The organism is Kitasatospora sp. NPDC004240, from assembly GCF_053603215.1.
On record NZ_JBSGFD010000233.1, the window covers coordinates 1 to 12,153 of the forward strand.

Consider the following 12,153-nt stretch of genomic DNA (forward strand, 5'->3'; position numbering starts at 1 on the left):
GCGGCGAACCGCCGGCCGCCGCGGGGCCGCCCGCCGTACGGGCGTCGGCCCTGCCGCCGCCCACGGGGCCGCCGATGACGCCGGCGGGTACGCCGGCGGTTGAGAAGACCATCCCAAGAGCTCCCTTGCCCTCGGCGCCAGACGGGCTGCGGGGGTGGATGGGCCCGCGACCCGACGTTAATGAGCGTTAACTCGTGCCGCCCAGGTTAACGGGCGATAACCGGACTGTCTACGATGGGCAGCATGCCGAACGCCCCCGCCACCTCCGCGCTCCCACGCCGCGACCAGATCCGTAAGGAGGCCGCCCGGCTGTTCGCCGCCCGGGGCTTCCTGGGCGTGGGCGTGGACGAGATCGGCAAGGCCGTGGGCATCAGCGGCCCCGGGCTGTACCGCCACTTCGCCGGCAAGGACGCGATGCTCGCGGACCTGCTGATCGGCATCAGCGAGCGTCTGCTGGAGGAGGGGCGCCGCCGGGCCGGCGACCGGGACCGGGGCAGCGCGACCGAGGCGCTCGACGCGCTGATCGGCGGCCACGTCGACTTCGCGCTCGACGACCGCGACCTCATCACCCTGCACGACCGCGAGCTGCTCCACCTCAAGGAGGAGGACCGCCGCAAGGTCCGGCGGCTCCAGCGCGGTTACGTCGAACTGTGGGTGGACGTGGTCCGCCAGGCCTTCCCGCCGCTCGCCGCCCCCGACGCCGAACCCGTCGCCCGGGCCGCCGTGCACGCGGTCTTCGGCCTGATCAACTCCACCCCGCACAGCGCGCCCCCGGCGCCGCCCCAGCCCCAACCGCAGTCGCAGCCCCAGGCTCAGTCGCAGCCCCAGGCCCCGGCGGCGAACGGCGAGCGCGCCGGGCTGCAGCGCGACGCGATGGCCGCCCTGCTGCACCGCCTCGCCCAGGGCGCCTTCGCGGCCGCCGCAGACTCGGCGTCCGTCCTGGAACCGCCCGTCCGGGAGCCCTCCGCCCCGTAGCCGCCCGCCTCCGCCGGTCGGTCCGTCGGCCCACGGCAGGCCCTAGGACCAAAGTCCGGCGACCGGTTGTCCGCTGGTAGGTGGGCATCCGGGCGTTCCGTCGTCCACGCTGGTAGCGGACGGGGGTGGCTCCATGGTGCCGCCCGACCTCCCGCGGGCGGGGAATCACCGCAGCTCGCGGGCTGTTGCTCCGTCCACCGGCTCATGCGGGCCGGTCGGCCCTGGCCTGAAAACTCCATGGTGGCCACCTGACGGAATGGTTAGTATCCCTAAATATGCCTGAGACTCACGGATCTACGGCGGAGCTATCCCCGACCGGTGCCCGGACGACGACCGGGGCCACCCCTGACGGCGGCCCCGAAGGGGGTGACGGGGGCGGTGACCGGGGCCGGTCCGCCGACGGCGGACGTGCCACGGCGAGCCCCGGAGCCCCCACCGGCCCGGACGGCGCGGGGCCGGGCTGGCTGCGGCGGCTGATCGGCTACTGCTGGCGCTCGCGGCGCAGCGTGCTGCTGTCCTTCGGCGCCTCGCTGGTCGGGATGGCCGTCATGGCGCTGGTGCCGCTGGTCACCAAGGTGATCATCGACGACGTGATCACCGCGCACACCCGCTCGCTGGCGCCGTGGGCCGTGGTCCTGCTGCTGGCGGCGGTGCTGGTGTTCGGCTGCACGCAGGTGCGCCGCTACTACGGCGGGCAGCTGGCCCTGGACGTCCAGCACGACATGCGCAGCGACCTGTTCCGCTCGCTGGGCCGCCTGGACGGACACCGCCAGGACCGGCTGGACACCGGACAGGTGGTGGGCCGGGCGACCTCCGACCTCCAGCTGATCAACGGCCTGCTGTCGATGCTGCCGATGATGACCGGCTACCTGCTGATGTTCGTGATGTCGCTGGCCGTCATGCTCTGGCTGTCGCCCGCGCTGACGCTGATAGCCCTGGTGATGGGTCCGGCCCTGTGGTGGGTGTCGACGCTCAGCCGCAAGCGGCTCTTCCCGTCCACCTGGGCGGCGCAGCAGGAGGCGGCCGCCGTCGCCGGTGTCGTGGACGAGGCGGTCGGCGGCGTGCGGGTGGTCAAGGGCTTCGGCCAGGAGACCCAGGAGCAGGCCAAGCTGGAGGCGGCCTCGCGCGACCTCTTCGCGGCCCGGCTGCGTTCCGTCCGGCTCAACAGCCGCTACAACCCGGCCATGCAGGCGATCCCGGCGCTGGCCCAGGTGGCGGTGCTGGCGTTCGGCGGGTGGCTGGCGGTCGACGGACGGGTCTCGCTCGGCACCTTCGTGGCGTTCTCGACGTACGTGGCGCAGATGACCGGCCCGGTGCGGATGCTCACCATGGTCATCACGGTCGGCCAGCAGGCCAGGGCCGGCGTGGAGCGGGTGCTCCAGCTCATCGACGAGCGCCCGCTCGTCCAGGAGCGCCCGGACGCGGTCACCCTCGACCTCACCCGGCCCGTCGAGCCCGCGGCCGTGACCATCGAGCCCGCGGCCGTGACCGCCGAGGGCGCGCCCACCGAGGTCGCGCCCGCCGACAGCGCACCCGCGGGGCCCGTACCGTCCACCCCCGCCACCGTCGGCCCGCGCACCCCCGAGGTGGCGCTGGAGTTCGACCGGGTCGAGTTCCGGTACGACCCCGAGCACCCCTCGCCCGTGCTGCACGGGCTCAGCCTGCGGCTGGCTCCCGGGGAGACGCTGGCACTGGTCGGCGCGTCCGGTTCGGGCAAGTCGACGGTCGCGCAGCTGGTGCCCCGGTTCTACGACCCCGCGGCGGGCGCGGTCCGGCTCTACGGCCACGACCTGCGCGACCTCACGCTGGACTCGGTCCGGGCGGCCGTGGGCATCGTGCCGGAGGAGAGCTTCCTGTTCTCCGAGACGGTCCGCACCAACATCGCGTACGGCCGCCCGGACGCGACCGACGAGCAGATCGAGGCGGCCGCCCGGGCCGCGCAGGCCGACGAGTTCGTGCGGGAGCTGCCGGACGGCTACGGGACCAAGGTCGGCGAGCAGGGCCTGACCCTCTCCGGCGGCCAGCGCCAGCGCATCGCCCTGGCCCGGGCCATCCTCACCGACCCGCGGATCCTGCTGCTGGACGACGCCACCTCGGCGGTCGACCCGCAGATCGAGGCGGAGATCCACGACGCCCTGCGTTCGGTGATGACCGGCCGGACCACGCTGCTGATCGCCCACCGCCGTTCCACCCTCCAGCTCGCCGACCGGATCGCCGTGCTGGACCACGGCCGCCTGGTGGACATCGGTACGCACGAGGAACTGGAGGCCCGGTGTCCCCGGTACCGGGTCCTGATCACCGACCCCGAGGCCGGCGGAACCGCCGCGAGAGCCACCGACGGGCCGGCCGCCGACATCGCCGGCGCCCCGGTCGGCGGAGCGGTCGACGGGGCAGCCGACGACCGGACACCGCAGTCCCGGCCCCGGCCCGACTCCGACTCCCACGCCGACCCCGAGCCCTCCGCCCCGGCCACCACCACCCCCGCCGACGCGGCCCGGCCGGCCGGGCCCGCCGCCCCCGCGATGCCGACCAAGGCGCTGGCCAAGGTCGCCCGTACGGCGGCCCCCGACCTGCTCGCCAAGGTCGCCGCGCTCCCGCCGGCCACCGACACCCCGGACATGTCCCCGGCCGAGGCCGAGCGGGGCGACCCGGACTTCAGCCTCCGCCGCCTGCTGCGCCCCTTCCGCCGTCCGCTGGCCCTCGCGCTGCTGCTGGTCGCGCTGGACGCGGCGGCCGGCCTGGTGCTGCCGATCCTGATCCGGCACGGCATCGACGACGGCGTGTCCCGGGCCGCGATGGTGGGTGTGACCACCGCAGCCCTCGCCGCGCTGGTGGTGGTCCTGCTCGACTGGCTGGTCCAGGGCGCGGAGAACCGGGTGAGCGGACGCACCGGTGAGCGGGTGCTCTACACCCTGCGGCTGAAGATCTTCGCGCACCTCAACCGGCTCGGCCTGGACTACTACGAGCGCGAGCTGTCCGGCCGGATCATGACCCGGATGACCACCGACCTCGACTCGCTGACCTCGTTCCTGCAGACCGGCGTGGTCACGGCCGTGGTCAGCCTGCTGACCTTCTTCGGCATCTTCGCCGCCCTGCTGATCATCGACGCCGGACTGGCGCTGGTGGTCTTCGCGGTGCTGCCGCTGCTGGTCGCCGCCACCCTGGTGTTCCGCAAGAAGTCCGCGGCGCAGTACGAGATCTCCCGGGACCTGATCAGCACGGTCAACGCCGACCTGCAGGAGAACGTGGCCGGCATGCGGATCGTCCAGGCGTTCCGCCGCATCGACGCCAACACGGACCGCTTCGTGGCCCGGGGCGTCGCCTACCGGGAGGCCCGGGTGCGGGCGCAGCTGTACATCTCGCTGTACTTCCCGTTCGTGCAGTTCCTCTCCAGCGTGGCCGCCGCGCTGGTGCTGATCGTGGGCGCCTCGCGGGTCGACGCGGGCACGCTGAGCGTCGGCGCGCTGGTCGCGTACCTGCTCTACATCGACCTGTTCTTCGCGCCGGTCAACCAGCTGTCGCAGGTCTTCGACGGCTACCAGCAGGCGGCGGTGGGCCTCGGCCGGATCCGTGAGCTGCTGCGCACTCCGACCACCACCGCCCAGGCCGCGGATCCGCTGCCGGTGACGGAGCTGCGCGGCGAGATCGAGTTCCGCGACGTGAGCTTCGCCTACAACGCCGCACCGGGCGAGGCCGTCGCCGCCGAGGATCCGGACACCGGCACCTCCGGCACTCCCGATACCCCCGGCGCCGACCGGCGCGCGCCCGACGTGCTGTCCGGCGTCAACCTCCGGATACCGGCGGGCCAGACGGTGGCCCTGGTGGGGGAGACCGGCGCGGGGAAGTCGACGCTGGTCAAGCTGGTCGCCCGGTTCTACGACGCGACGGCCGGCACGGTCCGGGTGGACGGCGTGGACCTCACCCGCTACGACCTGGCGCAGTACCGGCACCGGCTGGGCGTGGTGCCCCAGGAGGCGTACCTGTTCGCGGGGACGGTCCGCGAGGCGATCGCGTACGGGCGGCCCTCGGCCTCGCCGCAGGAGGTGGAGGCCGCGGCCCGCGCGGTCGGGGCGCACGACATGATCGTCGGCCTGCCGGGCGGCTACGACCACGAGGTCACCGGCCGTGGCCGCAACCTCTCCGCCGGGCAGCGCCAGCTGATCGCGCTCGCCCGGGCCGAGCTGGTCGACCCGGACATCCTGCTCCTGGACGAGGCCACCGCGGCGCTCGACCTGGCCACCGAGGCGGCGGTCAACCACGCGGCGGACCGGCTGGTCGGCGGCCGCACCACGCTGGTCATCGCCCACCGGCTCACCACGGCCGAGCGGGCCGACCGGATCGTGGTCCTCGACCACGGCCGGGTGGTCGAGGACGGTACGCACGCCGAGCTGCTCGCCGGGGGCGGGGTGTACGCGCGGCTGTGGCAGGCGTTCATCGCGGACGGGCACAAGGCGCCGCAGCCCGTCGGCGGATGACTCCGGAGCCCACCGGAGGGCACGTCGGACGACGGCGTGCCCTCCGGCGTGCCCCGGCCGGGTTCAGGCGGCGAGCAGGGACTTCAGCAGCCGGGACGCGTCGACCCCGCGCGGCAGCTCGCTGACCTGCCCGTCGCCGACCTCCACCACCCGCCAGCCGCCGCCTTCGCCCTCACCCGCGTCCCTGCTGTCGGCCAGCCGGGCCAGGTCGGTGGTGACGAAGCGGCAGCCGAGCGCGCGGACCAGCGGACGGACGAGGGCGAGGTCGGGCTCCGGGGCGTGCCCGGGGGTGTCGGGGTGCGGTCCGACCAGGACGGGTTCGCCGTCCAGCCACCAGACCCGGGCCTCGGCCGCCCGCTCCAGCGGCCCGTCCCGCTCGAACTCCTCGTACCGGCGCAGCACCACACCGCCGGCCAGGAACTCGCCCTGGAGCTCGACGAAGCGCGCGACCACCCGGCCGAGCGCCGGCAGGTCCGCCAGCTCCGGCACGAAGCAGGCCTCGTCCCACTCGTGCTTGCGGGACTTCACGTAGTCCTTGACCACGGCCGGGCCGTGCCCGCCGAGCCGCCGCGCCGCGGCGGTGAGTTCGGCGGCCCCGGGGCCGGACGGGGTGGCCCAGGTGTCGGCCGGCAGCCAGCTGCTCACGGGGGTCGCACCCTCGAAGACGCCGTACCAGCCGGGGAGTTCGTGCGCGGTGGCGTAACCGGCCGCGCCGGTCAGCGCGTTGGCCCCGCGCGCGGCGAGCGCCGCGGTGAACGCCGCGTAGGCCGGGCCCGGGATCATCCAGCCGCGGTACCAGAACGGCCCGCACCCGTCGGGCACCCGGCGGACCGCCTCCTCGACCTCCCCGGCCGTCAGCGCGTCGTGGTCGATCAGGTGGTGGGTGCCGCCCGACTCCCGTACCAGCCGGGCCTCCCACGCGAAGTGCGGGTCCGGGCGGCGCGGGTGCAGCGGGTCGGAGGGGAAGAGGATCACCGGTGCGGGCATGGCCGTCAGCGTACGGGGCCCTCCGCGCGCCGGGAGCGAAACCCGCGCACCCGGCCGCCGGGTGGGCACGGCCGGTAACCCGCTCGACCGTAGGAGGACGGCGCTGCGAGAGTGTGGCGATGCGAAACCTGTGGCGAACGCGGAGGCGGACCCCCCGACAGGCGGCCCGGACGGTCGTGCTGGACGAGAACGGTTCGGTGTTCCTGCTGCGCTCCGACAACGACGAGGTCGGGGTGCACTGGGCCATGCCGGGCGGCGGGATCGAGGCGGGGGAGTCCCCTCGGGACGGCGCCCGCCGCGAGCTCTGGGAGGAGACCGGCTGGACGGACCTCGAACCGGGCCCGCTGCTCTGCACCTGGGAGCACGACTTCACCTGGCACGGCATCCGGGTCCGCCAGCACGAGCACATCTACCTGACCGACGGCCCGCACCGGGGGCCGCTCGGGGACGTCAGCGAGGTGCACGCGACGGACCGGATCCTCGACTGGCGGTGGTGGACTCCGGAGGACCTCGCCGACGAGAACGCCGACGCCCTCTGGCCGCCCAGCCTGCCCGAGCTGCTGGCCGGAGTCCGGGAGCGCCGGGCCGCCGGGGACCGGGACGTGGTGCCCGTCGATCTCGGCTACGTCCCGAACGAACCCGCCGTGCGCACCGGAAGGCGCTGACCTCCCGTACCGCGGCTCTCGTACTGCGGCTCTCGTGCCGCGCCCTCTCGTGCCGCCCGATCGGCGTCCGTCAGGACTTCCGTCCGCCGCCCCGCCGCCCGCCCGCCCGGGTGGCGGGGCCGGTGCGCCAGTCGTGCAGGCCCAGCTCGCGGTCGTGCAGGGCCTCGGGGTTGATCAGCACGGACAGCTGCGCGCCCGCCAGCCCGTCGAGGTCGAGGCCGGTGGCGTCGAGCAGCTGCTCGGTCGGCACCGAGACGGCGATCGCGGGCCGCCAGGCGGGCAGCACCACCATGCAGGTGCCCCGCCCGGCCCGCACCAGCCGGGCGTTCACCCGCAGCGGGCGGAGCTCCTCCGGCCGGCCGGTGGGTTCGGGCAGCTGGGGGGTGCCGCCGATGAGGATGCCCAGCGGGGTCTCGGCGACCGGCCCGGCCCCGTCGGGGACGGTCGCGTCGGTGACCCCGGTACCCGCGACCGTGACACCGGTGCCGTCGGTGCCGTCGGCCTCCGCGGCCCGGGGGCGGACGGTGGCGCCGACCGCCTCGTCCGCCGCCTCCAGGGCCGCGGTCCGCGCCCGGGTCTGCGCGGCGGCGACCTGCGGGTGCATCCGGCTCAGCCGGCGGGACGGGGACGGGCGCCGGGTGCGGACGGTCCGCAGCTCCTCCTGGGCGCTCCGCAGCACCGCCGCGGCCGCTCCCGCGCCCGTGGTCCGGCCCGGCCGGTCGCCCCGGCCGGAGCCGTCGGCCGTACCGGCCCGGTCGGCCCCGCCGGTGACGGCGGGCGGCAGCAGGACCCCGGCCTCCACCAGCAGCGCACGCGTCTCGGCGACCGACCGGCGGCAGGCGACGGCGAGTTCGCCGACGGGCCTGCCCTGCTCGTACGCCGCGCGCAGCCGCGCCGCCAACCCGGCCCGCAGCCGGGCAGTCGTGTCCGCACTCCCGCCGGCGGCACCCCCGCCCGCGGCACCCCCGCCTGCGGCACCCGCGTCGACCTTGCCATTGCCCCCGGTCGCACCGCCGCCCACCGGGGCCGCGTCCGGGTGCCCGTCCACCCCGCCGTCCCCGGCACGCGGCCGGGGCACGGAGTCGTCCCGTACGGGCCGCGCGCAGGGCTCGCCGACCGCCGCGATGGAGCACACCGCGGTGGTGGCCGCGGGTGGTGCGGGTTCGGTCGGGGCAGGTTCGGTCGGTACGGGCGTGGCCGCCGGACCGGACGGGGCCGGCACGGGGACCGGGACGGAGCGCTGAGCGGGGTCGGTCTGGTCGAGCGTGGTCATCGGCACAAGCCCTTCGGGGTGCGGTCCCGATGATCCTCCCGCACCCCGGGGACAGCTCCAAGCGGCTTATCGCGGGGTGCGGCGCCCCCGGTGTCCGGCGCGGGCGGCCCGTCGAACCGTCAGCGTGGTCCTGGGCGTCGGCCCGGTGTTCGTCACCGGCGTCGGCATCCTGCTGCTCGGCGCGGTCCTGATGACCTGGTACGGCCTCTGCCGCCCCGAGTCCTTCCGCGGCGAGACGCTGCGCAAGGACACCCCCGCACTGGTGATGGAGGACTGACGGCGCCCCGCATCGCTATCCTCGACCGCATGAAGCGCTTCGCAGGTCTCGACTGGTGGCCGTCCTAGGACGGCCACCAGTCACGCCTGACCGAGGGCCGTCCGGATGGACGGCCCTTTCGCGTCCTCGTGGACGCGCCCCCAGGGGAACGGGCCCCGCCCGGACGGCCGCCACCACCGCCGTACCGAGGAGAGAACCCCGCATGAGCACCACCACCGTCACCGCCGCCGCCGTGACCGCCGCCACCGACCTCGACGCACGGATCCGCCGCGACCCCGCCGCCCACCGCGTCCTCACCGGCGACCGCCCCACCGGGCCGCTGCACCTCGGCCACTACTTCGGCACCCTCCGGAACCGGGTACGCCTCCAGCGGCTCGGCGTCGAGATGTTCGTCGTCATCGCCGACTACCAGGTCATCACCGACCGTGACATCGCCGCCGACCTCGCCGAGCACACCGAGAACCTGGTCCTCGACCAGCTCGCCGTCGGCCTCGACCCCGCCCGCGCGACGATCTTCGCCCACAGCGCCGTCCCCGCCCTCAACCAGCTGATGCTGCCCTTCCTCAGCCTGGTCAGCGTCGCCGAACTCGCCCGCAACCCCACCGTCAAGGACGAGAGCGCCCACTCCGGCCAGGCCGCCGTCAACGGCCTCATGTTCACCTACCCCGTCCACCAGGCCGCCGACATCCTCTTCTGCCGGGCCACCGCCGTCCCCGTCGGCCAGGACCAGCTGCCCCACCTGGAGGTCGCCCAGACCGTCGCCCGCCGCTTCAACGAGCGCTACCCCCGCCCGGACGGCACCGGCCTCTTCCCCCGCCCCGAGGCCCTGCTCTCCGCCACCCCGCTGCTCCGGGGCACCGACGGCGGCAAGATGAGCAAGAGCCGCGGCAACGCGATCCCGCTCGCCGCGGACGAGGACACCACCGCCCGCCTCATCAAGGGCGCCCTGACCGACCCCGAACGCCACATCACCTACGACCCCGCCACCCGGCCCGGCGTCTCCAACCTCCTCCGGCTCGCCGCGCTCTGCCAGGACCGCGCCCCCGAGCGGATCGCCGAGGAGATCGGCAACGGCGGCGCGGCCGCCCTCAAACGCACCGTCACCGAGGCCGTCAACGAACACCTGCGCCCCATCCGCGCCCGCCGCGCCGACCTCGCCGCCGACCGCGGCCACCTCCGGGCCGTCCTGCGCGCAGGCGCCGAACGCGCCAACGCCGTCGCCGACGCCACCCTCACCGAGGTCCGGGCGGTGATGGGCTCCGTGTGACCACGACCGGCCCCCACAGCCCCCGGGGTCAGCCCGCCCCGGACAGGGCATACCTTGGGTGATCGAACCTCCGGCCGACGTCCCGTCAGGGGCGGGCCGACGTCCTCGACGAACCCCGCACCGGTGCCACGGGCGACCACCACCCCGTGGCACCGGCACCCCCCGCCCTCCCGGAAGGAGACCCGGCATGGAGCCCCGCGTGCCCGCACCCGGCCGAGGACTGACCCGTCCACCGCACCTGCGCCCCGGCGACCGCGTCGCCGTGGTCGCCCCCAGCAGCCCCGTCGACGCCCTGCGGCTCACCGAGGGCTGCGCCGTCCTGCGCTCCTGGGGACTGGAGGTCACCGTCGGCCCGCACGTCCTCGACACCCACCCCACCCTCGGCCACCTCGCCGGCACCGACGCCGACCGGGCCGCCGACCTCCGGGACGCCTGGCTCGACCCCACCGTGGCCGCCGTCATCTGCGCCCGCGGCGGCTACGGCGTGCACCGCATGGTCGACCTCCTCGACTGGGACGCCCTGCGCGCCGCACCACCCAAGGTGCTGATCGGCTTCAGCGACGCCACCTCCCTCCACGAGGCCTTCGCCCAGCGGCTCGGACTCGTCACCCTCTACGGCCCGATGACCGCCGCCACCACCTTCACCGCCGACGGCCCGACCGCCGAGCACCTGCGCCGCACCCTCTTCGACCCCGCGGCCACCACCGTCCTCACCTCCGCCACCGCCGGCACCCTGATCCCCGGACGCGCCCGCGGCGTCACGGCGGGCGGCTGCGCCTCCGTCCTCGCCGCCGAACGCGGCACCCCGTCGGCCCGACCCTCCTACGCCGGCGCCCTCCTCGTCCTGGAGGACGTCAACGAGCAGCCGTACCAGCTCGACCGCATCCTCACCCAGCTGCTGCGCACCGGCACGTTCGACGGGGTCACCGGCGTCGCCCTCGGCTCCTGGGACGGCTGCGGCCGGCCCGACCGCGTCCGGGACGTCATGCTCGACCGCCTCGGACCGCTCGGCGTCCCCGTCCTCTGGGAGCTGGGCTTCGGCCACTGCCCGTCCACCCTCACCGTCCCCCTCGGCGTCCCCGCCCTGCTCGACGCCGACGCCGGCACCCTCACCCTCGACCGGCCCGCCCTCAGCACCCCCGGCGGCGCCGCCCACTGAGTAGGGTGCGCCCATGCACGAGCAGACCCTCACCGAGCTGACCGCCGAGGCCCTCGGCCTGATCCGGGGCCGGGGCGGCGACGCCCGTACGATCCTCGGCCTCGCCGGCCCCCCGGGCGCCGGCAAATCCACCCTCGCCCGGTACCTGGTCGAGGAGGTCGAGCGCATCGAGGGCCCCGGTAGCGCCGCCCACCTCCCGCTCGACGGCTTCCACCTCTCCGCCGCCCAGCTCGACCGCCTCGGCCTCGCCCACCGCAAGGGCGCCCCCGCCACCTTCGACGCCCACGGGTACGTCGCCCTGCTGCGCCGCGTCGCCACCGACCGCTTCCAGGACATCTACGTCCCCGACTTCGACCGCACCCTCGACGAACCCGTCGCGGCCCGGCACGTGATCCACCCGCGCACCCGGCTGGTCATCACCGAGGGCAACTACCTGGCCTCCACCGACGCCCCCTGGCCCGAGGCCCGCCGCCTCCTGCGCGAGCTCTGGTACGTCGAGGCGGACGACGCCGAACGCGAGCGGCGCCTGCTCCGCCGCCACCGGGACGGCGGGCGGGACGACGGCGCCGCCCGTCACTGGGTCGCCGGCAACGACCACCCCAACGGCGAGTACGTGAAGACGAGCCGGTCGCTCTGCACGCGGATCGTCCGGCTGGGCGATTTGCCTCGGCTCGGGGATGGGCGTAGTGTTTCCTAGTCGCTCGGCAGGGAGCACCGGACACGCATCGGCGCGGACGGTCCCGGGGCGGCCAATCCCTTGAAACATCACTTCCGGTTCGTGCCGGGTCGCGTCTCGACGCGGGCCGGGCGTATTTTGGTGTGCGCGTTTAAATGGGTTGCGGCCGATTCGCTTTTCGGAGCGGGGATCGGCTAGAGTTTGAAACGTCGGACGGGACATCAACTCCCGGAAGACACCAGCGAATTGGATGAACGAAGCGCCGGAAACGGCACGGAGAACGTCTGATAGGCTGGGAACACGGAAGAACGAAGCGCCCGGAGGGCCCGCTGGAAGGCGGTCCGAAGGAAGTGTCCGTTCCTTGAGAACTCAACAGCGTGCCAAAAGTCAACGCCAGAT

9 protein-coding genes are annotated in these 12,153 nt (G+C 74.9%); 7 read left to right on the forward strand and 2 right to left on the reverse strand.

Annotation, left to right across the window (positions count from 1 at the left end; translation table 11 throughout):
• Positions 1–243 precede the first annotated feature (243 nt).
• Both ACWEQL_RS36755 and ACWEQL_RS36760 read left to right on the forward strand, forming a co-directional pair.
• A complete protein-coding gene (locus ACWEQL_RS36755) occupies positions 244–975 on the forward strand; it encodes a TetR/AcrR family transcriptional regulator (protein WP_452154958.1) in 732 nt (243 codons plus the stop codon).
• 275 nt (positions 976–1,250) lie between these two features.
• A complete protein-coding gene (locus ACWEQL_RS36760; RefSeq protein ID WP_452154960.1) occupies positions 1,251–5,450 on the forward strand; it encodes an ABC transporter ATP-binding protein in 4,200 nt (1,399 codons plus the stop codon).
• Between the two features lie 63 nt (positions 5,451–5,513).
• Here ACWEQL_RS36760 and ACWEQL_RS36765 read toward each other — a convergent pair whose 3' ends face one another.
• Positions 5,514–6,437: an ATP-grasp domain-containing protein gene (locus ACWEQL_RS36765; RefSeq protein ID WP_452154962.1), complete on the reverse strand. Its 924-nt coding sequence runs from the start codon at positions 6,435–6,437 to the stop codon at positions 5,514–5,516.
• A 119-nt stretch (positions 6,438–6,556) separates the two neighbouring features.
• Between ACWEQL_RS36765 and ACWEQL_RS36770 the strand changes: the two genes are divergently transcribed.
• Positions 6,557–7,102 carry an NUDIX hydrolase gene (locus ACWEQL_RS36770; RefSeq protein WP_452154964.1) on the forward strand — a complete coding sequence of 182 codons (546 nt, stop codon included), beginning with the start codon at positions 6,557–6,559 and terminating at the stop codon, positions 7,100–7,102.
• A gap of 70 nt (positions 7,103–7,172) precedes the next feature.
• On the opposite strand, the gene ACWEQL_RS36775 is transcribed toward ACWEQL_RS36770, so the two are convergent.
• Positions 7,173–8,375 carry a hypothetical protein gene (locus ACWEQL_RS36775; protein WP_452154966.1) on the reverse strand — a complete coding sequence of 401 codons (1,203 nt, stop codon included), beginning with the start codon at positions 8,373–8,375 and terminating at the stop codon, positions 7,173–7,175.
• A 124-nt stretch (positions 8,376–8,499) separates the two neighbouring features.
• Between ACWEQL_RS36775 and ACWEQL_RS36780 the strand changes: the two genes are divergently transcribed.
• From ACWEQL_RS36780 to ACWEQL_RS36795, 4 genes are all read left to right on the forward strand, one after another.
• On the forward strand, positions 8,500–8,652 hold the full coding sequence (locus ACWEQL_RS36780; protein WP_452154968.1) for a hypothetical protein: 153 nt from the start codon (positions 8,500–8,502) through the stop codon (positions 8,650–8,652).
• Between the two features lie 202 nt (positions 8,653–8,854).
• Entirely contained in the window at positions 8,855–9,919 is a 1,065-nt protein-coding gene (gene trpS, locus ACWEQL_RS36785; RefSeq protein WP_452154970.1) for a tryptophan--tRNA ligase, read from the forward strand.
• Positions 9,920–10,106: 187 nt separating this feature from the next.
• Entirely contained in the window at positions 10,107–11,078 is a 972-nt protein-coding gene (locus ACWEQL_RS36790) for a S66 peptidase family protein (RefSeq protein ID WP_452154972.1), read from the forward strand.
• 13 nt (positions 11,079–11,091) lie between these two features.
• A complete protein-coding gene (locus ACWEQL_RS36795; RefSeq protein WP_452154974.1) occupies positions 11,092–11,775 on the forward strand; it encodes a nucleoside/nucleotide kinase family protein in 684 nt (227 codons plus the stop codon).
• Positions 11,776–12,153 lie beyond the last annotated feature (378 nt).